At 61.1% G+C, this 21,034-nt stretch carries 23 protein-coding genes and 2 pseudogenes; 12 read left to right on the forward strand and 13 right to left on the reverse strand.

Annotation, left to right across the window (positions count from 1 at the left end; genetic code table 11):
- Nucleotides 1–25 precede the first annotated feature (25 nt).
- Nucleotides 26–283, forward strand: coding sequence for a hypothetical protein (locus NKJ91_RS19715; RefSeq protein WP_023679487.1), 258 nt, complete (start codon nt 26–28; stop codon nt 281–283).
- Nucleotides 284–787: 504 nt separating this feature from the next.
- Here NKJ91_RS19715 and soxR read toward each other — a convergent pair.
- Entirely contained in the window at nt 788–1,231 is a 444-nt protein-coding gene (gene soxR, locus NKJ91_RS19720; protein ID WP_023679485.1) for a redox-sensitive transcriptional activator SoxR, read from the reverse strand.
- Between the two features lie 170 nt (nt 1,232–1,401).
- Entirely contained in the window at nt 1,402–1,860 is a 459-nt protein-coding gene (locus NKJ91_RS19725; protein ID WP_352456904.1) for a tRNA (cytidine(34)-2'-O)-methyltransferase, read from the reverse strand.
- 283 nt (nt 1,861–2,143) lie between these two features.
- On the opposite strand from NKJ91_RS19725, the gene NKJ91_RS19730 reads away from it, so the two are divergent.
- From NKJ91_RS19730 to NKJ91_RS19745, 4 genes are read left to right on the forward strand one after another with little or no spacing between them, the layout of a single operon-like run.
- Entirely contained in the window at nt 2,144–2,686 is a 543-nt protein-coding gene (locus NKJ91_RS19730; protein WP_352456905.1) for a hypothetical protein, read from the forward strand.
- Nucleotides 2,687–2,712: 26 nt separating this feature from the next.
- A complete protein-coding gene (locus NKJ91_RS19735) occupies nt 2,713–4,602 on the forward strand; it encodes an ABC transporter ATP-binding protein (RefSeq protein WP_352456906.1) in 1,890 nt (629 codons plus the stop codon).
- Nucleotides 4,599–6,479: an ABC transporter ATP-binding protein gene (locus NKJ91_RS19740; protein WP_023679481.1), complete on the forward strand. Its 1,881-nt coding sequence runs from the start codon at nt 4,599–4,601 to the stop codon at nt 6,477–6,479. The genes NKJ91_RS19735 and NKJ91_RS19740 overlap by 4 nt, the downstream gene beginning before the upstream one ends.
- Nucleotides 6,480–6,503: 24 nt before the next feature.
- The gene (locus NKJ91_RS19745; protein WP_023679480.1) at nt 6,504–6,818 is read left to right on the forward strand and encodes a DUF6665 family protein; all 315 of its coding nucleotides are present in this window, start codon (nt 6,504–6,506) and stop codon (nt 6,816–6,818) included.
- Nucleotides 6,819–6,845: 27 nt separating this feature from the next.
- Here the strand turns inward: NKJ91_RS19745 and NKJ91_RS19750 are convergent, their stop codons facing one another.
- Nucleotides 6,846–7,202: a cupin domain-containing protein gene (locus NKJ91_RS19750; RefSeq protein ID WP_023679479.1), complete on the reverse strand. Its 357-nt coding sequence runs from the start codon at nt 7,200–7,202 to the stop codon at nt 6,846–6,848.
- Nucleotides 7,203–7,483: 281 nt separating this feature from the next.
- On the opposite strand from NKJ91_RS19750, the gene petA reads away from it, so the two are divergent.
- The 4 genes from petA (at nt 7,484) to NKJ91_RS19770 (ending at nt 11,083) form a co-directional block, all read left to right on the forward strand.
- The gene (gene petA, locus NKJ91_RS19755; RefSeq protein WP_023719206.1) at nt 7,484–8,044 is read left to right on the forward strand and encodes a ubiquinol-cytochrome c reductase iron-sulfur subunit; all 561 of its coding nucleotides are present in this window, start codon (nt 7,484–7,486) and stop codon (nt 8,042–8,044) included.
- Between the two features lie 17 nt (nt 8,045–8,061).
- Nucleotides 8,062–9,363, forward strand: coding sequence for a cytochrome b (locus NKJ91_RS19760; RefSeq protein WP_352450515.1), 1,302 nt, complete (start codon nt 8,062–8,064; stop codon nt 9,361–9,363).
- Nucleotides 9,364–9,451: 88 nt separating this feature from the next.
- Nucleotides 9,452–10,324, forward strand: a complete 873-nt coding sequence (locus NKJ91_RS19765) for a cytochrome c1 (protein ID WP_352456907.1) — start codon at nt 9,452–9,454, stop codon at nt 10,322–10,324.
- 213 nt (nt 10,325–10,537) lie between these two features.
- Entirely contained in the window at nt 10,538–11,083 is a 546-nt protein-coding gene (locus tag NKJ91_RS19770) for an adenine phosphoribosyltransferase (protein ID WP_352456908.1), read from the forward strand.
- Between the two features lie 43 nt (nt 11,084–11,126).
- Here the strand turns inward: NKJ91_RS19770 and NKJ91_RS19775 are convergent, their stop codons facing one another.
- The 3 genes from NKJ91_RS19775 to corA form a co-directional block, all read right to left on the reverse strand.
- On the reverse strand, nt 11,127–11,597 hold the full coding sequence (locus tag NKJ91_RS19775; RefSeq protein WP_352456909.1) for a MaoC family dehydratase: 471 nt from the start codon (nt 11,595–11,597) through the stop codon (nt 11,127–11,129).
- Entirely contained in the window at nt 11,594–12,055 is a 462-nt protein-coding gene (locus NKJ91_RS19780; protein WP_352456910.1) for a MaoC family dehydratase, read from the reverse strand. The genes NKJ91_RS19775 and NKJ91_RS19780 overlap by 4 nt, the downstream gene beginning before the upstream one ends.
- Nucleotides 12,056–12,190: 135 nt before the next feature.
- A complete protein-coding gene (corA, locus tag NKJ91_RS19785; RefSeq protein ID WP_023678442.1) occupies nt 12,191–13,165 on the reverse strand; it encodes a magnesium/cobalt transporter CorA in 975 nt (324 codons plus the stop codon).
- A gap of 373 nt (nt 13,166–13,538) precedes the next feature.
- Here corA and tcmP (NKJ91_RS19790) point away from each other — a divergent pair.
- Together tcmP (NKJ91_RS19790) and tcmP (NKJ91_RS19795) are read left to right on the forward strand one after the other, a co-directional pair.
- A pseudogene (tcmP, locus tag NKJ91_RS19790) lies at nt 13,539–13,829 on the forward strand (three-Cys-motif partner protein TcmP); the annotation flags it as partial.
- A gap of 113 nt (nt 13,830–13,942) precedes the next feature.
- The gene (gene tcmP / locus NKJ91_RS19795) at nt 13,943–14,404 is read left to right on the forward strand and encodes a three-Cys-motif partner protein TcmP (RefSeq protein ID WP_352456911.1); all 462 of its coding nucleotides are present in this window, start codon (nt 13,943–13,945) and stop codon (nt 14,402–14,404) included.
- On the opposite strand, the gene NKJ91_RS19800 is transcribed toward tcmP (NKJ91_RS19795), so the two are convergent.
- From NKJ91_RS19800 to NKJ91_RS19820, 5 genes are all read right to left on the reverse strand, one after another.
- A complete protein-coding gene (locus NKJ91_RS19800) occupies nt 14,359–15,111 on the reverse strand; it encodes a DUF5131 family protein (RefSeq protein WP_352456912.1) in 753 nt (250 codons plus the stop codon). The genes tcmP (NKJ91_RS19795) and NKJ91_RS19800 overlap by 46 nt on opposite strands.
- A 96-nt stretch (nt 15,112–15,207) precedes the next feature.
- Nucleotides 15,208–16,311, reverse strand: coding sequence for a redox-regulated ATPase YchF (gene ychF / locus NKJ91_RS19805; protein ID WP_352456913.1), 1,104 nt, complete (start codon nt 16,309–16,311; stop codon nt 15,208–15,210).
- Nucleotides 16,312–16,388: 77 nt separating this feature from the next.
- Nucleotides 16,389–16,952 carry a hypothetical protein gene (locus NKJ91_RS19810; RefSeq protein WP_352456915.1) on the reverse strand — a complete coding sequence of 188 codons (564 nt, stop codon included), beginning with the start codon at nt 16,950–16,952 and terminating at the stop codon, nt 16,389–16,391.
- A 3-nt stretch (nt 16,953–16,955) separates the two neighbouring features.
- On the reverse strand, nt 16,956–17,681 hold the full coding sequence (pth, locus tag NKJ91_RS19815) for an aminoacyl-tRNA hydrolase (protein ID WP_352456916.1): 726 nt from the start codon (nt 17,679–17,681) through the stop codon (nt 16,956–16,958).
- A 23-nt stretch (nt 17,682–17,704) separates the two neighbouring features.
- Nucleotides 17,705–18,349, reverse strand: a complete 645-nt coding sequence (locus tag NKJ91_RS19820) for a 50S ribosomal protein L25/general stress protein Ctc (RefSeq protein WP_352456917.1) — start codon at nt 18,347–18,349, stop codon at nt 17,705–17,707.
- Nucleotides 18,350–18,573: 224 nt separating this feature from the next.
- Here NKJ91_RS19820 and NKJ91_RS19825 point away from each other — a divergent pair.
- A pseudogene (locus tag NKJ91_RS19825) lies at nt 18,574–18,669 on the forward strand (alpha/beta fold hydrolase); the annotation flags it as partial.
- Nucleotides 18,670–18,734: 65 nt separating this feature from the next.
- On the opposite strand, the gene NKJ91_RS19830 reads toward NKJ91_RS19825, so the two are convergent.
- Together NKJ91_RS19830 and NKJ91_RS19835 are read right to left on the reverse strand one after the other, a co-directional pair.
- Nucleotides 18,735–19,484 carry an SDR family oxidoreductase gene (locus tag NKJ91_RS19830; protein ID WP_352456918.1) on the reverse strand — a complete coding sequence of 250 codons (750 nt, stop codon included), beginning with the start codon at nt 19,482–19,484 and terminating at the stop codon, nt 18,735–18,737.
- Nucleotides 19,485–19,688: 204 nt separating this feature from the next.
- Nucleotides 19,689–20,933 carry an MFS transporter gene (locus NKJ91_RS19835; protein WP_352456919.1) on the reverse strand — a complete coding sequence of 415 codons (1,245 nt, stop codon included), beginning with the start codon at nt 20,931–20,933 and terminating at the stop codon, nt 19,689–19,691.
- Between the last annotated feature and the right edge of the window lie 101 nt (nt 20,934–21,034).

Consider the following 21,034-nt stretch of genomic DNA (forward strand, 5'->3'; position numbering starts at 1 on the left):
GGGGGGGTGTGAATGGAGTTCTTTCGTGCGCACCCCGGCAAGACCGCCGCTGGATGGCCTGAAGAAGAGGCTCGACCGTTCGCGCGCCGAGAACGCGCGCATGCCGCGCGACGGCTTCCTGCGCGAGACCTTCGTGCTGCCGCGCTCCGATGCTCGTCTCAAGGCGAAGGAATGGTTCGAGCGCTTTCCTAAGCAGGCCTATTGGACCGAGATCGAAAGCTGGTTCGAGCGGCCGGGCGACGTCATCGAATTCACCATCAGGCGGCTGCCGGCGGCGGATTAACGCTCCGGTCTCGAGGCTGAACGTATCAGGGCTAGTTCATCTGCCCTGAACGATCTTGACAAACACGCTTCTGTCGCCCGTTCCAAGATGCGCTCTTTTCATCTCGGCATACGTCAGGCGCCCATTCGCGAAGGCCCGCACGGTTTCCGCACCAGACACGTGGCGCCGCGGCTGCGCTGACATTCATGATCTTGCCAGCTTCCTGCTTCGAACTGAGAGGCGATTGCTCCGAATGCCTGATGCATTCCGTAAGCACTTTCTTATACATGGCAGGACTGCCCTGAACCAAAGTCCTTGCCGTATTCCATTCACCTTCGCTCGGCATGCATCCAGCCAACACAATGGCGCCAAGCAACGCGGCGTAAGTCTTGTATGCAAATTTCAATTCTGCCCCCCAAGGTTAGTTGCAGGGGCGTATCAAGCACGGGCACATGAACTTCACAAGACTGTATAGTGACTAACGGACAGGATAAGTTCGCTGAACCCGTCCAGACCGTCATGACTTCAACGCACGACCAGCCTGCGGGCGCCCGCGCCGTCCCTTGCCAGCCTGTCGTTCTTATTCCGCAGCGGACATTTGTCGATCGACATGCAGCCGCAGCCGATGCAGTCGCTCAGCCCGTCGCGCAGCTTCTTGAGCTGACTAATTTTCTGGTCGAGGTCGTCGCGCCAAGCCGTCGAAAGCAGGTTCCAATCCTCGCGCGTCGGCGTCCGGCCTTCAGGCAATGATCGAAGGGCTGTGCCGATCTCGGCCAGCGAAATGCCGACCTCCTGCGCTACCTTGATGATCGCCACCCGTCGCAGCACGTCGCGGCCGTAACGCCGCTGGTTGCCTGATGTGCGGTGGCTGCGGATCAGCCCGCGTGCTTCGTAGAAATGCAGCGCCGACACCGCCACGCCGCTGCGCATCGCCACCTGGCCGACTGTTAATTCCGTTGCCGCAGCCATCTCCGATTTTCCGCTTGACCTCAAGTTAAGTTGAGCTTGTAGCGAAGAAGCCTCGAAGATGCAAACGGCAGGAGAAGGCGATGGGCGTCTGGATGAGAATGACCGGAGAGGACGCAGTGTTGCGTGAGGACGACGCCTTGGTCGCTGCGGCCGGCGATCGCGTACACATCCTAGCCGAGCTGCCGGATCGCCTCGCCCGCCACCATCGCAACGGAAAGCGCGACGTTGATGCTGCGCGCGCCGGGCTGCATCGGGATGATCAGTCGCGCATCCGCCGCCTCGTGAACGGCGTCCGGCACGCCTGCGGATTCACGGCCGAACAAGAGAATGTCGTCGCCGGCAAAGGCGAAATCCGTGTAGGCGGTCGTGGCTTTGGTCGAAAGCAGCACCAGCCGTCGGTTGCCGAGTCTGCGCCAGTCCTCAAAGGCGTGCCAGTCGACATGGCGGGTCAGCGCCGCCATTTCGAGGTAGTCCATGCCGGCGCGTTTCAGCGTACGGTCGGAGAGCGGGAAGCCCGTCGGTTCGATGATGTCGACGCCGAGACCGAGGCAAGCGGCGAAGCGCAGGATTGTCCCGGTGTTGCCGGCGATATCAGGCTGGTAGAGCGCGATGCGGAGACGGTCGTTCATTTCCGCGTCTTTCTAATAAGTGGCAGATCAGCCACAGAGCTCTCGCGGTTTTGGAAATTCCTGGACTGGCGGGTGGTCATTTTCTGCGAAGTCGGTTATACGCCCAGCATTGTCAACCCGAACCGATGGAGGGGTAATTCATGATGGCCATGCACATCCACCACCCCTCTCGTGGGCTTACCAGCCCGACGGCGGTTTCGGTACGACGATTCTCCTGACCTTCTAGACTTCAATCGCACCGATTCCCGCCGAAACCTTTTTCGGCCTTTGAAGGAATCCTGCGATGTTTTTCAAGCTGTGGAAGGGGCTGAACGCCCCACCTGAACACGCTTCGACAGATGCCACCTTTGCCGCGCCGCGCGTGCCCGCGGCCTGGGTTGGTTCACCCTTCTACCTGCATCTTCAACTGGAGGACGGACCGATGTTCGATCCCTGTAGAATACCCGGCTCAAGAAGCCTGCACGAGCGCAAGACTGCGACCTGGGCGCTTTTGATCGGCGAGACCTACTCGTCGGCGGTTCACGCCGAGACCCGCCGGCGTCCGCATCGCGGCATGCTGCCGGACGTCGATTTCTCGCGCGCCGTTCCGGACTATAGCCGGCCGTCGCTGGTGCGCCGGATCATCAGGCTGATCCGGCCCGGTGCAAAAACCGGCGCGAAAATCCGGATCGTCAAAACGTCGTCAGCATCCTCAAACGAGACTGTCGGCGAAAGGCCCGCGACAACCTATATAGCGCGAAGCAGGACCGGCGAGGCGGACGATTCCGTATCGCCGGTCCTTGACGCCATGCGGTCTGGGCACCTCGTCCGTTCGCGTGCTGCGTGAGCGGAAACAGTATTGTGAGCATCTCTATGTTTAGCTGGTTTGAAAAAAGGCTCGATCCGTTCCCTGCCAAGGAGCCGGTCGAGCCGCCGCAGACACTGATCGCCTTCTGCGTGCATTATACGCGCGGCGCGTGGCCCTACATCGCTCTCGATGCGGTACTGGTGACGGCCATCGCCCTTGCCGAGGTGTGGATGTTCGGCTTCATGGGCCGGATCGTCGACTGGCTGTCCGGACAGAATCGCGAGACGTTCCTGCAGACCGAAGGCTTGAAGCTGGTCGGCATGGCATTCATCGTGGTTTTCGCGCTGCCGGCGACGGTCTGGTTCCATTCGCTGCTCAACCAGCAGACGCTGATGGGTAATTATCCGATGCGTATCCGCTGGCAGGTGCATCGTTACCTGCTCAAGCAGTCGATGAGCTTCTATCAGGACGAGTTTGCCGGGCGCATCGCGACCAAGCTGATGCAGACCGCGCTCGCGGTGCGCGAGTGCGTCATCAAGCTCATCGATGTGCTCAACTATATCGTCGTCTATTTTCTCGGCATGCTGTTCATTGTCGGCTCGGCAGACTGGCGGCTGGCTGCGCCGCTTGCCGTCTGGCTTGCCGGATATGTCCTGCTGTTGCGCTATTTCATCCCGCGGCTGGGCAAGGTCGGCGAGGAGCAGGCCAATGCGCGCTCAACCATGACCGGCCGTGTCGTCGACAGCTACTCCAACATCCAGACGGTCAAGCTGTTCTCGCATGCGCGGCGCGAGGCATCCTTCGCCAAGGACGGTATGGCCGGCTTTCTCGATACAGTCTACCGGTCGATGCGGCTGGTGACACAACTCTACGGCCTGCTCTACGTCCTGAATTCGCTGCTGTTGTTTTCGGTCACCGCAATCTCGCTATGGCTGTGGCTCGGCCAAGCCGTGACGATCGGCGCCGTCGCCCTGGTCATCGGCCTCGTGCTTCGGCTCTGGGGCATGTCGCAATGGATCATGTGGGAGATGTCCACGCTGTTCGAGAATATCGGCACGGTGCAGGACGGCATCGCCTCGATCTCGCTGCCGCGCCTCGTCGAAGACCGGCCTGGCGCCAAGGATATTGCCGTGACCAAGGGCGAGATCCGTTTTGAGGACATCCGCTTCCATTATGGCAAGCAGAAGGGCGTGATCGAAAGCCTGTCGCTGACGGTGAAGCCGGGCGAGAAGGTCGGCATCGTCGGCCGTTCGGGTGCCGGCAAGTCGACGCTGGTCAATCTTCTGTTGCGCTTCTATGACCTCGAAAGCGGCAAGGTCCTGATCGACGGCCAGGACATTGCGGCGGTGACGCAGGACTCGCTGCGCGCCCAGATCGGCATGGTCACGCAGGACACCTCGCTGCTGCATCGCTCGGTGCGCGAGAATATCCTCTATGGCCGGCCGGACGCCAGTGACCAGATGCTGATCGAGGCGGCGCGGCGCGCCGAGGCGCTGGATTTCATCGCCGGATTGTCGGATTCTAACGGTCGAAAGGGTTTCGACGCGCATGTCGGTGATCGCGGCGTCAAATTGTCCGGCGGCCAGCGGCAACGCATCGCCATAGCCCGTGTTATGCTGAAGGACGCACCAATCCTTATCCTCGACGAAGCGACCTCCGCCCTAGATTCCGAGGCCGAGGCGGCCATCCAGGAGAACCTCTACAGACTGATGCAAGGCAAGACCGTCATCGCCATTGCGCACCGGCTGTCGACGATCGCCGCCATGGACCGGCTCGTCGTCATGGACAAGGGCCGCGTCATCGAGGAAGGTTCGCATGAGGAACTGGTTGCCAGCGGCGGGCTCTACGCCCAGCTCTGGCAGCGCCAGTCGGGCGGCTTCCTGCTCGACGACGTCCCCTCTGCCAATGATGCAGCCGCCAACGATGCACTCGTCAAGGGTGAAGCCGCCGAATGACTGCCATCTACCGCTGGTTCGAGAACTGGGTCTATCCATTCCGGGAGCCTGCGGACCTTCGGCCACCAGCCGGCGTCAGGGGTTTCCTCTGGCATTATGTCGGGCAGGCGAAGATCGCCTTCTTCGCCATGCTGCTGATCGGCGGCATCGCGCCGTTAGTCGAAGCCGGACTGTTCTATTTCGTCGGGCGGCTGGTCGACATCCTCGACCAGCTTCCCGGCGAACGCAGCTGGCACGCGTTGTGGACTGCCGCCGGCCCGGAACTTGTCTTCATGATCGCGGTGGTGCTGGTCATCCGCACCATCGTCGTCGGCCTGTCGGCGCTGGTCGACGAGCAGACGATCACGCCGGGTTTCTATAATCTGGTGCGCTGGCAGGCGCATCGCCATGTCTCGCGCCAATCCTACGCCTTCTTCCAGAACGACTTTGCCGGACGTATCGCGACCAAGGTCTGGCAGGCGGGACAGGCGACCGGCGATCTGATGGAAAGCTTCATCGAGGTCGTCTGGTTCATGGTCGTCTATACGGTGACGACGCTGGCGCTGGTCGCCGGGCTCGATCTCCGGCTGGCGGTGCTGGTGGTGATCTGGATTACCGCCTTCGGCTTGCTGGCCAGGCGCTATTTGCCGGCGATCCGCAAGCATGCCGAAGCCACCGCCGAAGCCGGCTCGATGATCACCGGCCGCCTTGTCGATTCCTATTCGAACGTGCAGACGCTGAAACTGTTCTCGGCCGATGGCGACGACCGCTACATCAGGAACGGCTTCGACATCTATCTCGACGCGCTGCGCCCGTTCACCCGCCGGCTGACCGGCGTGCGCATGGCACTGACGATGCTGTCGGGCATTATGATCACGGCGATCGCCTGCTTTGCCGTTTATCTCTGGGTCGAGGGCTCGATCACAGTCGGCGCCGTGGCTTTCACGCTGTCTTTGGTGCTGCGGCTGAACATGCTGCTCGGCCGGCTGATGATGCAGCTCAACGGCATCTTGCGGAACCTCGGCGTGCTGGAAAACTCCAAGGCGCTGATCTCACAGCCGCTCGGCCTGACCGATGCGCCGGACGCGAAAGAGATTGTCGTCGTCGGCGGGCGCATCGACGTCAGCAATGTCGAGTTCCACTACGGCAAGGGGTCCGGCGTGCTCGACGGCATCGACCTCGTCGTGCGGCCGGGCGAAAAGGTCGGCCTGGTCGGCCCGTCCGGCGCCGGCAAGACGACCTTGGTCAATCTGATCCTGCGCCTCTACGACCTCGAGAGCGGCAAGATCACCATTGACGGGCAGGACGTCTCCAGGGTCACGCAGAATTCGCTGCGCGCCAATATCGGCGTCGTCAGCCAGGATACGGCACTTTTCCACCGCTCGCTGCGCGACAACATCAAGCTCGGCATGCCGGAAGCGACCGACGCCGAGGTGGTCGCGGCAGCGAAGAAGGCCGAGGCGCACGAGTTCATCCTCGGTCTGCGCGACAATCGCGATCGTATCGGCTACGAGGCCTATGTCGGCGAGCGCGGCGTCAAGCTCTCCGGCGGCCAGCGCCAGCGCGTGGCGATCGCCCGCGTCTTCCTCAAGGATGCACCGATCCTGGTGCTCGATGAGGCGACCTCGGCGCTCGATTCCGACATCGAGGCGGCGATCCAGGAAAATCTGGCAAGGCTGATGGAAGGCAAGACGGTCATCGCCATCGCGCATCGGCTGTCGACCATTGCGGCACTCGACCGGCTGGTGGTGCTCGACGAGGGCCGCATCGTCGAGCAAGGCACGCATGACGAGCTGGTCGGGCTCGACGGGCTCTATGCCAGGCTGTGGAAGCGGCAGTCCGGCGGCTTCCTGTTCAACGAAGAGAGCGCGTTGGCCGAGACCCGGCCGGCGGAGTAGTTTTCTATAAAGCGGAGTGAAATCATGGCGGTGAGAATGCCATCGAATTTCGGACGGTCCGGCGCGCAGGAGAGCGCGTTGGACCTGCTTGGCCATGAAATCCTCGGTGAAAAGGCGGCAGCGCTCGGCCGCGCCGGCCGGCGCGTCGAGGAAACATTGACGAGGCTGCGCGAGAATTGCGACAGTGTCGACCGTGCCCGGCTGCTCAGGGATGCAGCCGAAGCGGTGCACGGGTATTTCATCCAGCGCGAACTCTGCGGCCTGCGCAAGCACGACGCGGTGATCCGGGAATACAACATTCCCAAGGCCGTGCTGGCCAGGCTCGGCGCTAGCGCATGATCCGAACCGGAACTGGTTTGGGAAGCGTTATTCCAGCCACTCGGTGATGAAGCTGCCGTTCTCGTGTATGTCGGTGGTTTCCAGCGGGCCTGGCCCGAGATTGGTGAATTTGTGCGGCGTGTTCGGCGGCACGATCAGGATCTGGCCGGCTGTGGCCTCGATCTGCCGGTCGCCGACGGTGAACAGGCCGGTCCCGGTCCGGATGATAAAAATCTCGCAATAGGGGTGGCTGTGCAGCCTGGGGCCGCCGCCGATCTCGGGCAGGTAGTTGAAGATCAGGCAGCTGTTGGAGCCGTAGGCGCCGCATTGCAACTCGCCCTGCCAGTGGTCGGGCCAGTGGTCGGGCGCTTCGGCCCACTTGTCGCGGTCTATGACATGCGCCATAGGCCGAGGATAAACCGGGCCAGCGCCAGCTGTCGAGGCGAACGCAGCCGTTTGGTTTTGCTGCGATTTTCCAATCATTCCATCGGGCAAATGACGTCCCCGCGACAATCTGCCCTTGTGCCTTCACCCGTCTGGACAAAAACAGGCTTCACGCATAAACCCAAGTCCCAAATGCCGGAGGAATTCGCTAGCCTGTTCGCCATGCGCAGTCGGGCCGGCGCGATTGAGCGGGGAACAAGGCTCGGCCGCCGGCACGGAAGAGGCGAAAGGATCAGGCACCCGTGAGCGCAACCGACACCCAGGATCCCAACCGTCGTGATTTTCTCTACGTCGCCACTGGCATGGCGGCGGTGGTCGGCGCGGGCGCTGTCGCTTGGCCGTTCATCGATCAGATGCGCCCGGATGCCTCGACGCTGGCGCTCGCCTCGGTCGAGGTCGACGTATCTTCGCTGACGCCAGGAATGTCGCTCGTTGTGAAGTGGCGGGGCAAGCCGGTGGTCGTGCGCAACCGCACCGAGCAAGAGATGAAGGACGGCGAGGCGGTCAATCTCGCCGAGCTCAAGGATCCAATCGCCCGCAACGCCAATTTGCCGGCCGACGCCCCGGCAACCGACGCCAACCGCACCACGCCGGGCAAGGAAGCCTGGATGGTGATGGTCCAGGTCTGCACCCATCTCGGCTGCATTCCGCTCGGCCAGGAAGGCGATTTCGGCGGCTGGTTCTGCCCGTGCCACGGTTCCGTATACGATACCGCCGGCCGCATCCGGAAGGGGCCGGCGCCCGAGAACATGGCGGTGCCGGTGTTCCAGTTCATTTCCGACACCAAGATCCGTATCGGCTGAGGCAAGGGATATTTTCCATGAGCGAGGGACACTCGACCTATACGCCCAAGACCGGGATCGGACGCTGGTTCGATTCGCGCATGCCGCTGCCGCGGCTGGTCTATGACAGCTTCATCGCCTATCCGGTGCCGCGCAATTTGAATTACGCCTGGACCTTCGGCGGCATCCTCGCGCTCATGCTGGCGGCGCAGATCCTGACCGGCATCGTGCTGGCCATGCACTACGCGGCCGACAGCACTCTCGCCTTCGATTCGGTCGAGAAGATCATGCGCGACGTCAATTCCGGCTGGCTGCTGCGCTACCTGCATTCGAACGGCGCGTCGTTCTTCTTCATCGCCGTCTACATCCATATCTTCCGCGGGCTCTACTACGGCTCCTACAAGGCGCCGCGCGAGCTGCTGTGGATCCTCGGCTGCATCATCTACCTCTTGATGATGGCGACCGGGTTCATGGGCTATGTGCTGCCCTGGGGCCAGATGAGCTTCTGGGGCGCCACCGTCATCACCGGCTTCTTCACGGCGATCCCGCTGGTCGGCGACTGGATCCAGCAGCTTTTGCTCGGCGGCTTCGCGGTCGACAATCCGACGCTGAACCGCTTCTTTGCGCTGCATTACCTGCTGCCGTTCATGATCGCCGGCGTTGTCGTGCTGCACATCTGGGCGCTTCACGTCGTCGGCCAGAACAATCCGACCGGCATCGAGGTCAAATCGAAGACCGACACGCTCGCCTTCACGCCTTACGCGACCATCAAGGATGGGTTCGGCATGATCGTGTTCCTGTTCGTCTTCGCCTATTTCGTCTTTTATCTGCCGAACTATCTCGGCCATCCGGACAATTACACCGTTGCCAACCCCCTGAAGACGCCGGCCCACATTGTGCCGGAATGGTACTTCCTGCCGTTCTACGCGATCCTGCGCGCTATCACCTTCAATATCGGGCCCATCAATTCCAAACTCGGCGGCGTGCTCTGCATGTTCGGCGCGATTGTCATGCTGTTCCTGGTGCCGTGGCTCGACACCTCGAAGGTGCGCTCGGCAGTCTACCGGCCCTGGTACAAGCTGTTCTTCTGGCTGTTCGTGGCCGACGCCATCCTGCTCGGCTGGCTGGGCTCGCAGCCGGCCGAGGGCAGCTATGTGTTCATGGCGCAGATGGCGACGCTGTTCTACTTCGCCTTCTTCCTGGTAGCGCTGCCGGTACTTGGGCTGATCGAGACGCCGCGGCGGCTGCCGAATTCGATCACCGAGGCAGTGCTCGGGAAGAATAAGGGTGGCGGTGGACATCCTGCCGGCGCCACGGCCGCGCCGGAAACCAAAGGCTGAGCATGATCCCGAAAAGTGGAAACCGGTTTTCGGACAAGATCATGCTCGAGACGATGACAGCGCGTCAGAGAATCTCAAGGGGATTTGCATGAAGAAGATTCTCACCTCACTGGCGCTGCTTGGCCTTGTGGCCGCGGGCATTGGGGCCACAGGCACTGGAGCGCGCGCCCAGGAAGAGGCGCACAACGAGGCGGCGCCGACGCATTTCCCGATACACGAACCAAAGGAAATGGACTGGAGCTTCGCCGGGCCGTTCGGCACCTACGACAAGGCCCAACTGCAGCGCGGGCTGAAGGTCTACAAGGAAGTCTGCTCAGCCTGTCATTCGATGAATTTGGTGGCGTTCCGCACGGTGGAAGGCCTTGGCTATTCGGATGCGCAGATCAAGACGCTGGCGGCCGAATACACGATCCACGACGGCCCGAACGATGCCGGCGACATGTTCGATCGCCCCGGCAAGCCGTCCGACCATTTCCCGGCGCCGTTCCCCAATGCGGAAGCGGCGGCGGCGGCCAATGGCGGCGCAGCACCGCCCGACATGTCGCTGCTGGCCAAGGCGCGCGGCGTTGAGCGCGGCTTCCCGCGCTTCGTCTTCGACATCTTCACGCAATATGCCCAGGGCGGTCCCGACTACATCCACTCGCTGCTGACCGGCTACGACCAGCAGCCGCCGGCGGGCATGGTCATACCGGAAGGCACGCACTACAATCCGTACTTCCTGTCCGGTGTGTCGCTGAAGATGCCGAAGCCGCTCTCCGACGGCCAGGTTACCTATGATGACGGCGCGCCGCAGACGGTCGACCAGTATTCTCGCGACGTGTCGGCCTTCCTGATGTGGGCGGCCGAACCGCATCTCGAGGACCGCAAGAAGACCGGCTTTCGCGTACTGGTCTTCCTGCTGCTGTTCGGCGCACTGGTCTACCTGACCAAGCGCAAGGTGTGGGCCGGCGTGGCGCACTGAGCCCTGCGATATACGAGAATGCGAGGGCGTCGAAAGGCGCCCTTTTCATTGCAGGCATTTCGATTCATTGCAGCCGTCGCTGAGCACGCCCTTTGCCGGACAATTTTCCGTCAGGCGTCACATGGCGGTAGCCGGACTTAGCTGCAGCGGGTTACGATTGGCCAATTCCCTTCACGTCTTCAGCCGAATCTGAAAGGCCCGGAGAGCCGCTTGATGAAATCCTCGCTCGAAGAGACGCTGCTTGCCGCGATCCGCACCATTCCGGATTATCCCAAGCCGGGCATCCTGTTTCGCGACATCACCACGCTGCTCGGCAATGCGCGGGCCTTCCGCCGCGCCATCGACGAGCTGGTGCATCCCTATGCCGGCCTCAAGATCGACAAGATCGCCGGCATCGAGGCGCGCGGCTTCATCCTCGGCGGCGCCATCGCCCACCAGCTCTCGGCCGGCTTCGTGCCGATCCGCAAGAAGGGCAAGTTGCCTTACGAGACGGTGCGCGTCGCCTACAGCCTGGAATACGGGCTGGACGAGATGGAGATGCACAAGGACGGTGTTTCTCCAGGCGAGAAGGTAATCCTCGTCGACGATTTGATCGCCACCGGCGGCACGGCCGAGGCGGCCGTCATGCTATTGCGGCAGATCGGCGCCGATATCCTCGCCGCCTGCTTCATCATCGACCTGCCGGACCTTGGCGGCCGAGAGAGGTTAGAGGCGCTCGGCGTACCGGTGAGGACGCTGATCGGGTTTGAGGGGCATTGAGCGTTTCTTCCTTCTCCCCTGTGGGAGAGGGAAAGAACTCCGCTCATTCCACCTTCACCAGCACGGCACTTTCGAATTCGATGACCTTGTCGCCGGTCGAATCGAAGGCCTCCGAGCGGAGCGTCAGCAGCCGCCAGCCCGGTCGCGAGGCGATGGGGCGATGGGCCAGCGCGGTGCGGGTGAAAGTCACGGTTTCCCCGGCATAGACAGGTTTGGGCCATTTGAGGTTCTTGAAGCCGGGTGAGGGACCGAATTCCGGCACCGGCCCGGGACCGAGCCAGCGGGCGACCTCTGCCTCTATGCCAGCCTCGAGGTTCAATTTCATCCAGGTGGCGGCGGTGTGCCAGCCCGAGGCGCAGAGCCCGCCGAATATGCTGTTCCTCGCCGCCTCTTCGTCGATATGGAATATCTGCGGGTCGTATTTGCGGGCGAACGCCTTGATCGCCTCCGGTTCGAATCGATGTGAACCGAGCGTGACGGTGATACCGATGCAGAAGAATTCGTCGAGGCTCACGCACGGCCCTCGCGGGTGAGGAACATGACGGTGTTTTCGAGCTCGAAAACACCTTCGCCGCGCTGGTTGAACAACTCGCTGCGCATGGTCACCAGGCCAAGCCGGGGCTTCGATCTGGACAGTCGCTTGGCAAGGACGGTGGTGCTGCCGGTCAACAGGTCGCCGGCCAGGACTGGCCGTTTCCATTTGACCTGGTCGACGCCCGGCGCGCCCTGCGAGGTCGAGTCGAGCAGGAAGGCATCGCACAGCATGCGCATGAACATGGCGCAGGTGTGCCAGCCCGAAGCCGCCAGCCCGCCGAGAATGCTGGCCTGGCCCGCGGCCGCGTCGAGATGCATCGGCTGGGCATCGAATTCACCGGCGAATTCTATGATTTCGGCGGCACTTACCAGCTTGGTGCCGAGGTCGAGCGAAGCGCCCTCGATAAAATCCTCATAAGCCCAGGTCTTTGCGGTCATGGTCTGGAAAATCCTGTTCAGGATTGTACGATCGCTACGGGTCCGGGTCCCGGATGCAGGCAGCGTGGCATTTGGTCAAGCAATTTCTATTGCGCCAGCCCGCTGCGCCCAAGCCGCAGCGCGGTATTGACGACCCTATAGCCAGCCGCGGCGGCGGAAATACCAGAAGGGCAGGATTGCCGAAAGCACCATCATGCCGATGGCGAAGGGATAGCCAAAGTGCCATTTGAGCTCGGGGATGATGTCGAAATTCATGCCGTAGATTGAAGCGACAAGCGTCGGCGGCAGGAAGATGACAGCGGCGACCGAGAAGATCTTGATGATGGCGTTCTGCTCGATCGAGATCATGCCGAGCGTCGCGTCGAGCAGGAAGCTGATCTTCTGCGACAGGAAGGTGGCGTGGTCGGCGAGCGACAGGACGTCGCGCGACAAGGTCTTGATGCGAGCGCGGCTGTCCTTGCTCATCCTGCTTTGCGTGGAGGCATGGGCGAGAAAGCCGGCAAGGCGCTGCAGCGAGATCAGGCTGTCGCGGATCGAGGAGGCGAGGTCCTCCTTGCGGCCAATGCCTTTCAACAGCTCCTGGAAGTCGCGGTTGCGCTTGGAAACCTTGGTCGAGCGTGCCTCGAAGATGTCGCGCGAGATCGCCTCGACGTCGCGGCCGGCGCGCTCCAGAATGTCGGCGAGGCGGTCGACGATCGCCTCCAGCAGTCCGATCAGGATGGTGTCACCGCTGGTGCAACCGGTCGCCACCTTTTCGGCGCGCAGCGGAAAGGTCTTGAACGCCTTCGGTTCGTGGTACCGCACGGTGATCAGCCTGCTGCCGGCGAGCACGAAGGTAACCGGCGACATCAACGGATCGTTCACCTCTGTCTGCGCAGGCAGAATGGCGGTCATGAAGTAGGCGCCGTCCTCGACGTAGAGACGGCTCGAGATCTCGATCTCTTCCATCTCTTCGCGGGTCGGAACGGCGACGCCGAGCCAGGTCTCGATTGAAGTCTCTTCTTCCTTTGTCGGGTTGAAGAGGTCGACCCAGACGACAGTGTCGCTGTTTTGCAGGAGATCGTCGACCAGGCGCAGGCGATCATTGTCGACGACGAAGGCCTTGATCATCGCCGGGTCTCCCTTGCTGTTGCCAAAAGGATGGCTTCGAGTGGGCGCGTCGTTTCGGATTGCACTGGACGGGTGCTTTCGACGAATGCACGAGCCCGGTGCAGACGCCCCTTAGACCTGGCACCAAGGGCAGTCAAGCCGAGCGGAAAGGCGCAAGTCCTGCCTGCACGAAGCTGTGATCGGGCCGGGGCTGCAATGGCGCAGGCAACCGTTATGAGGCCGAGCGACGCTTGGCCTTATTCATCTTTTACCCGCAGTAAACGATCTAGACACCCGTTTAATTCTCAGCTTGGATATACGCTGGGATTGGGGATATCGAAAATTGGCAAAACATGTCTTTGGCGGGCCCGATACATCGAAAAAACTTCGATGTTTGCAGGAGTATTTACAGTCATTTTCTATTGCACTCCGAAATCAGCAGTTCGCCTGCATCTACATTGATGCGTTTGCTGGATCTGGCACCCGCACTGAGGTGCGCCCTGGTTTGCCCTTGTTTGGACCAGATTTTGCCGAACCGGAGGAAGTCACGACACCAGGATCGGCGCGGATCGCGATCGAGATCGATCCACCAATGCACTCGGTTGTTCTGATCGAGCAAGACGCCTCTCGATTCTCTGAACTCCAGACATTGGTTGGTGAGTACCCAGATCGCAAGATTATCCCGCGAAATGGTGATGCCAATAAACTCGTCCAACGCTTATGTGCGAATACCCCCTGGCGAGGCACTAAAACTATTGGACGCGGAATACGGGGGTCATCTTTCTGGACCCCTACGGTATGGAGGTGTCTTGGGCGACGGTGGAGGCAATTGCGAAGACCCAGGCGCTGGATTGCTGGTACTTCTTTCCGCTGTCGGGCCTATACAGGAATGCCCCTCACGATCCGAAGAAACTCGATCTTGGCAAGCAAGCAAGTCTAGATCGCGTCTTAGGTGCGACCGACTGGCGTTCCCGTTGGTACAATCACGAGGTTACGCGGGAAGACATTTTCGAAACGCAAGGACAGGCTGTGCGCAGGGCCGATGTAAATGCAATCGAGGCCTATGTGAAAGAGCGCCTCGAAACAGTCTTTAAGGGCGCTGTCCTCAACCCAGTCCGTCTGCACCACAAGAATGGTGCGCCGCTGGCGTCCCTCTTCTTTGCGGTATCGAACACCAGCTCGGCAGCCGTGAAACTGGCGACAGACATGGCATCTCACATTCTCAATTCTGGCAGGCCATCCCACAAGCGCTCACGATAGGTTCGACCCATCGCTTTCTTGTTCTTCCCGCCCCATTGTTTGAAAAAGAACGCTGCATCAGCATCAGTGCATTGGTCGAATATCTCATCGATCCACTTCGGATCCATCGGACGTGCATTGGGACCGCTCTCTCCGCCGACTATCGCCCAATGAATGCCTTCCAGGCTTGCACCCGCCACAGAGCCTATCAGTGGCTCATAGGAGACAAACCTTATGGTCGCTGGAACGGCTCGAAGTTCATCCAATCTGTGAAGTACGCGACTATCCTCCACGCTTGTTCCAAGCCACACATTCGGCAATACTTTAAAGCCATCCTTTGACAGGATTTCCGCCATCCTGTCTGGCCGCTTGGTGAGGATTTGGTAGGTGTGGCGTGAGGTCGCGCCCATAACGCGCCAAACCTCATGGATGAAGTCCGCCGGCACATCGGCATGGAAAAGGTCGGACATCGAATTGACGAAAACACGGCGAGGCTTCTTCCACGAAGCGGGGATGTCGAGAGAAGCGCGATCAACCCTTATCTTGCCCGTCCACTTCGCCCGTCCACCGCTTTTCCGTGTCAGTCCGACGTACTTCTCGACGCCCATCGCCTCGAGGCGGGCTGCCATGCGCATGGCGTAGCAGTTGGTGCAACCTCCCGTGAGGATCGTGCACCCTGCAACGGGATTCCACGTCGCGTCAGTCCATTCGATTGATGTCTCGGCCATTTCCGCTCTTCTCTTCGTCCATTTAAGACTGCCTGAAGATTGTAAATACCCCAATAAGTCTACCGTAGGAATTTTTTCATATCAAGTGGCGTCAGGTCAGGTGTTGAACTTAAACAGCATGATGTCGCCGTCCTGGACGACATACTCCTTGCCTTCGTCGCGCGCCTTGCCGGCCTCCTTGGCCGCCACTTCGCCGCCCAGCCTGACGAAGTCGTCATAGGCGATGGTCTGGGCGCGGATGAAGCCGCGCTCGAAATCGGTGTGGATGACGCCTGCCGCCTGCGGCGCCTTGGCGCCCTTGTGCACGGTCCAGGCGCGTGTCTCCTTCGGCCCGACGGTAAAGTAGGTGATGAGCTTGAGCAGCTCGTAGCCGGCGCGGATCACCTTGTTCAGGCCGGGTTCGTCCAGGCCGAGCGTTGCCAGAAATTCCATTTCCTCTTCGTCCGAGAGCTGGGCGACCTCGGCCTCGATCGCCGCGGAAATCACAACGGTGCGGGCACCTTGCGCGGCGGCCATCTTCTCGACCGCCCTAGTATGCGCGTTGCCGGTGGCGGCATCGGCTTCCGCGACGTTGCAGACGTAAAGCACCGGGTGTGAGGTCAAGAGATTCAGCCCCTGCAGGATGCGCAGATCCTCAGCCGAGATGCCGTTGAGCAGGATGCGGGCGGGCTTGCCGGCCTGCAGCAGTTCAAGCGCCGCTTCCATCATCGGAAGTACGGTCGCTGCTTCCTTGTCCTTGCCGGCGGCACGCTTGCGGATCTGCACGATGCGGCGCTCAAGGCTGTCGAGGTCGGCAAGCATCAATTCGGTTTCGACGGTCTCGGCATCAGCGACAGGATCGATGCGGCCCTCGACATGGGTGACGTCGTCATCCTCGAAGCAGCGCAGCACATGGACGATGGCGTCGACCTCACGGATGTTGGCGAGGAACTGGTTGCCAAGCCCTTCGCCTTTGGAGGCGCCACGCACCAGGCCGGCAATGTCGACGAACGAGATGCGGGTCGGGATGATCTCCTTCGACTTGCCGATCGCGGCGATCTTCTGCAGGCGCGGGTCGGGCACCGCCACCTCGCCGGTATTCGGTTCGATGGTGCAGAACGGATAATTGGCGGCCTGCGCCGCCGCCGTCCTGGTCAACGCATTGAAGAGCGTCGACTTGCCGACATTGGGCAAGCCAACGATGCCGCATTTGAAACCCATTTTTGTCTGGTCCTATCGGGAAATCGAAATTTGATCAGGGCTATGGGCGAAAGCGCCGATGATCGTCAAGGCGCAATTCAATTCAGACGCTGCGCGATGTCATCGGTGCCTATCGCCAACGAACGAACGCCGGACCTGCTCAGTATTTGCAGAAGATGCCAGAACGCGTCGACCTCAGCGGTTCCGAAATCGATGGTCAGTTGCCCGTCGAGCAATTGCGCACTGTGAATGACGTTTCCGACGGTCTCCGATGTTTCACGCTCGCCATCGATATCGAACCAGCCGCGAAACCATTCGTCGAAGAGATCGCCGTCGAGCTCATTTATAGGGAATTTAAAATGAACCTCATCCCACCTGAAAGGTGAGATGAGGACATCCATTCCACCCATCCCGGCGTGAATATCCGGAGAGAATTTCACATAGGAATCGCTGTTGATGAATTGCGGATTTGGCTGTCCGTCATTACTGACGAAATCAACCGCGATGAAATTTCGATAGAAGGAATCGACGTTCGAAAACTTGATTTCGGTCGCATGCGATCCTTGGCTGTTGCGAGCAACTTCGCCGGCAGCGGCGACGAAATAATCAACATACTTCTGTCTGATGAGACGGACCAATTCCTGAATGTCATCCAGATCCATGGCTCAGTCCTTGCCGCCAAAAAGCTTCTTCAGCATGGCCGCCATCGGGCCGGTTTCGGGCAGCTTGGCCGCCGGCTGCTGAGGCCGCGCCTGGCGGACGTGGCTTTGCGCCTTTGGCGCCTTGGGCGGCGGGCGATCGTCGTCGTCCGTCGGCGTGAGCTTGTCGCGCAGCGCCAGCGTCACGCGGTTCATGAACGAATTGTCGTCGCGCTTGGCAAGCAATCCGGCACCATCGGCGATTGCGTCGAGCAGCACGTCCAGCCATTCGCGGTCGCCCTTGGCGAAATCGCCAAGCACATGGCCGTGCACCATTTCCTTGACGCCGGGATGGCCGACGCCGATGCGCACACGGCGAAAATCCTTGCCGACGTGCTGGTCGAGCGAGCGGATGCCGTTGTGGCCGCCGGAACCGCCACCGACCTTGACCCGCACCTTGCCGGCGGCAAGGTCGATCTCGTCATAAAAGACAGTCAGCGCCGAAGGGCCGAGCTTGTAGAAGCGCAAGGCTTCGCCGACCGACTGGCCGGACAGGTTCATGAAGGTCTGCGGCTTGATCAGGATCACCTTTTCGCCGGCAAGCGTGCCTTCGGCGATCAGACCCTGGAATTTCTTCGACCAGGGCGAAAAGGAATGGCGGCGGGCGATCGCGTCCGCCGCCATGAAGCCGACATTGTGCCGGTTGTTGGCGTATTTCGCGCCCGGATTGCCGAGGCCTGCAAAGACAAGCATCGTCGCCTCCGGGCGGGAAGGGGTTACTTCTCTTCAGCGGCAGGAGCCGCTTCGGGCGCAGCCGCTTCAGTCGTCTCTTCCGCAGCCTCCGGCTTCATCGCCGAGGAGCCGGCAATGGTCGCGATGGTGAAGTCGCGGTCGGAGATCACCGGCTTGACGCCGGCCGGCAAGGTGACGGCCGAAATGTGGATCGAATCGCCGATATCGGTACCGGTGAGATCCACGATGATGAAATCCGGGATCGCATTGGCCGGGCAGTGGAACTCGACCTCGTGGCGCACGATGTTGAGCACGCCGCCGCGCTTGATGCCGGGCGACTTATCTTCATTGATGAAGTGCACGGGCACATCGACGTTGACTTCGGTATCCTTGCCGATGCGCAGGAAATCGACATGGACAGGGAAATCCTTGACCGGGTCGAGCTGAAAATCCTTGGGCAGAACCTGGATCTTGTTGCCGTCGACATCGATCGTGGCGACCGTGGTCAGAAACCCGCCGCCATGGATCTTGTAGTAGATGTCCTTGTAGGTCAGCGCAATCGCCAGGGGAGGCTGCTTGTCGCCGTAAATCACTGCAGGCACTTTACCGTTGCGGCGAACTGCACGGGCGGACCCCTTACCGACCTGTTCGCGCGCTTCGGCGTTGAGCTCGTAAGTATCGTGGCTCATGGCATTTCCTTTCGCGTTGTTCTGGAGCGCTCACGGCCGGCAACGTGCCGGGGCCGTAAACGTCGAAAGCCGCCGGGCCTGCATATCCGAAAGCCGGCAGCCGCATAAGCAAGCGGACCTTTGTTCGGGATCACAAGGGAAGGCAGCCTTCCGCCGCGTTGCCTCCAAGGGTGTCTACGCGGGTGGCGGCTCTATAGCCGAAGGCGGGAAAGGGTGCAAGTCATGGCAGGCGACAGGACTACAAGGGTTTCCCCCATAGTATGGCGACCACCCATGCCGATGTTATAAACACCGACATGCTGGCCTTCTTCAGGGCGTAAGGCCTTTCAGAACGCAACAAAAAACCCGCCATCTGCGGGTGATCTCGTGTCAGGTCGTGCCGATGTCAGGCGATGCTCAAGCCGCCATCGATCAGCATTTCCGCACCGACCATGAACGGGCATTCGTCCGAAGCAAGAAAAACCACCGCGTTGGCAATTTCCTCGGCGGTTCCGAAACGACGGGCAGGCACCAGGCCGACCACAGCTTTCGCACGCGCCTTCGCCGCTTCGGGGTCCAGCCCAAGTTTGTCGTTGAGCGGAGTGTCGATCGGACCCGGGCTGATCACATTGGCGCGAATACCGCGTTCTATCAGTTCGCCCGAGAGCGTCCGGGCGAGCGAAATCATGCCGGCCTTGGCCAGCGCATAGACGTGCGTTCCAGCCATTCCCATATGCGCGTTGACCGAGCCGCTGAGGATGATCGACGACGGGTTCGAAAACAGCGGAACGAGCGCCTTGACCAGGAAGTACGGCCCCTTGAGGTCGACGTCGATGCTCCTGTCAAACGCGGCCTCGGTCCAGTCGCCAAGCGGGCGCAGGTCGGCGATACCGGCATTGAGGAAGAGAGCGTCGAGCTTGCCGAAGGTTTCCTCGATCCGCCGCGCTATGTCGTTCTGGGCAGCAGCATCTCCGGCGTCGGCGGCAATGACAAGCACATCACTGCCGAGGATGGTGCGCGCCTCCTCGAGACGGCTCGCATTTGTTCCGGTGATAGCGACGCGCGCACCTTCCTCGATGAAACGTCGTGCCGTCACCAGGCCGATGCCGCTGGTGCCGCCGGTAATCAATGCGGCCTTGCCTTTTAGTCTGGACATAAGCGAATTGCCTTTCCTGGCGCGGAGCGCTGCGCAGCATCAGGGCTGAGCCCGGTATGTTCAACTTGAAGGCGTTGCTGACCAAAATTTTGCCTTCAGAGGTGACCCTCTCTAACAGGCTTTTCACCCGGCGTATGGTGAAAGAATCATCGAGGGCGCGGCAACTGTCGCGCCCTCGTATCAATTCCGAAGATGACCTGATTTTTAGCTGGCCGCAGCCTCCACCTTCCTCGCTTCCTTCATGTTAGGCAGGAGGACCGTCAGTAGCCCGAGCAGCGGCAAATACGAGCAGACCTGGAAGACGAAATCGATGCCTTTCATGTCGGCGACGACGCCAAGCACGGCGGCGGCGATGCCGCCCATGCCGAAGGCGAAGCCGAAGAAGATGCCGGCGATCATGCCGACGCGGCCGGGCACCAGTTCCTGGGCGAAGACGACGATGTTCGAGAAAGCCGAGGACAGGATCAGGCCGATCAGCACGGTGAGAACCATCGTCCACTCGAAATTGGCGTAGGGCAAGGCCAGGGTGAAGGGCAGCACGCCGACGATCGAGAACCAGATCATCGCCTTCTGCCCGTAGCGGTCGCCGAACGGGCCGCCGAGCAGGATGCCAAGGGCCGAGGCGCCGAGGAACAGAAACAGCATGACTTGCGACATCTGGACTGAAACGCCGAATTTACGGATGGAATAGAAGGTGTAATAGCTGGCAAGGCTGGAAATATAGGCGTTCTTGGTCAATACCAACAGCGTCAGCACCAGCAGCGCTCCCATCACCTTGCGGCGCGGGAAGGGCGAGACGAAACCTGCCGCCTTGCGGGTGCCCTGTGCGGCACGCAGGCGGCTGTACCAGCCGCCAACCTGCCACAGCACGATGATGCCGATCAGCGAGCCGCCGGCAAACCAGGCGATGCTGGTCTGGCCGAAGGGCACGACGATGAAGGCTGCCAGCAGCGGCCCCATCGCCTGGCCGAAATTGCCGCCGACCTGGAACAGCGACTGCGCAAGACCGAACCGGCCACCGGAGGCGAAGCGGGCGATGCGCGAGGATTCCGGGTGGAAGATCGCCGAGCCGATGCCGATCAGCGAGGCGCCGATGAGGAGCAGCGAGTAATGTCCGGCATAGGCCAGCACGACCAGCCCGATCAGCGAAGAAGCCATGCCGTAGGGCAGCGAATAGGGCATCGGCCGCTTGTCGGTAATCATGCCGATCACCGGCTGCAGCAAGGATGCCGTCACCTGGAAGGTGAAAGTCAAAAGGCCGATCTGCCAGAAATCGAGACCGTAATTGTCCTTCAGCAGCGGATAGATCGCCGACAGCAGCGACTGCATGATGTCGTTGATGCAATGGCAGAAGCTCACCGCCAGGATGACGGTGAAGGCCGTCGCCTGAGCTGAAATGTGGCTGGCCGCTGCCGGCTTGGCGTCGGCGGTTGCTGTGGTATCGGTCAAGGCAGGCTCCGTGGTCTTTTTGGCGGGCGCTCCCGCAGGCGGTCTTATAGGCCGCAGCCTTATACGTTGCTTGTCACGCGACTTCTTTCGTGGTTTGGTCC

Origin of the sequence: Mesorhizobium sp. M0040, assembly GCF_040323505.1 — a bacterium.
Taxonomy (GTDB): domain Bacteria; phylum Pseudomonadota; class Alphaproteobacteria; order Rhizobiales; family Rhizobiaceae; genus Mesorhizobium.

Coding starts and splice junctions, on each gene's coding strand:
- NKJ91_RS19820 (WP_352456917.1), bottom strand. CDS start 18,349: ATGAGCCACGATACTTACGAGCTCAACGCCGAAGCGCGCGAACAGGTC.
- NKJ91_RS19800 (WP_352456912.1), bottom strand. CDS start 15,111: ATGGCCGAGACATCAATCGAATGGACTGACGCGACGTGGAATCCCGTT.
- ychF (WP_352456913.1), bottom strand. CDS start 16,311: ATGGGTTTCAAATGCGGCATCGTTGGCTTGCCCAATGTCGGCAAGTCG.
- NKJ91_RS19745 (WP_023679480.1), top strand. CDS start 6,504: ATGGCGGTGAGAATGCCATCGAATTTCGGACGGTCCGGCGCGCAGGAG.
- corA (WP_023678442.1), bottom strand. CDS start 13,165: ATGATCAAGGCCTTCGTCGTCGACAATGATCGCCTGCGCCTGGTCGAC.
- NKJ91_RS19765 (WP_352456907.1), top strand. CDS start 9,452: ATGAAGAAGATTCTCACCTCACTGGCGCTGCTTGGCCTTGTGGCCGCG.
- NKJ91_RS19770 (WP_352456908.1), top strand. CDS start 10,538: ATGAAATCCTCGCTCGAAGAGACGCTGCTTGCCGCGATCCGCACCATT.
- NKJ91_RS19740 (WP_023679481.1), top strand. CDS start 4,599: ATGACTGCCATCTACCGCTGGTTCGAGAACTGGGTCTATCCATTCCGG.
- NKJ91_RS19750 (WP_023679479.1), bottom strand. CDS start 7,202: ATGGCGCATGTCATAGACCGCGACAAGTGGGCCGAAGCGCCCGACCAC.
- NKJ91_RS19760 (WP_352450515.1), top strand. CDS start 8,062: ATGAGCGAGGGACACTCGACCTATACGCCCAAGACCGGGATCGGACGC.
- NKJ91_RS19830 (WP_352456918.1), bottom strand. CDS start 19,484: ATGTCCAGACTAAAAGGCAAGGCCGCATTGATTACCGGCGGCACCAGC.
- NKJ91_RS19735 (WP_352456906.1), top strand. CDS start 2,713: ATGTTTAGCTGGTTTGAAAAAAGGCTCGATCCGTTCCCTGCCAAGGAG.
- tcmP (WP_352456911.1), top strand. CDS start 13,943: ATGGAGGTGTCTTGGGCGACGGTGGAGGCAATTGCGAAGACCCAGGCG.
- soxR (WP_023679485.1), bottom strand. CDS start 1,231: ATGGCTGCGGCAACGGAATTAACAGTCGGCCAGGTGGCGATGCGCAGC.
- pth (WP_352456916.1), bottom strand. CDS start 17,681: ATGCTTGTCTTTGCAGGCCTCGGCAATCCGGGCGCGAAATACGCCAAC.
- NKJ91_RS19725 (WP_352456904.1), bottom strand. CDS start 1,860: ATGAACGACCGTCTCCGCATCGCGCTCTACCAGCCTGATATCGCCGGC.
- NKJ91_RS19730 (WP_352456905.1), top strand. CDS start 2,144: ATGTTTTTCAAGCTGTGGAAGGGGCTGAACGCCCCACCTGAACACGCT.
- NKJ91_RS19810 (WP_352456915.1), bottom strand. CDS start 16,952: ATGGATCTGGATGACATTCAGGAATTGGTCCGTCTCATCAGACAGAAG.
- NKJ91_RS19780 (WP_352456910.1), bottom strand. CDS start 12,055: ATGACCGCAAAGACCTGGGCTTATGAGGATTTTATCGAGGGCGCTTCG.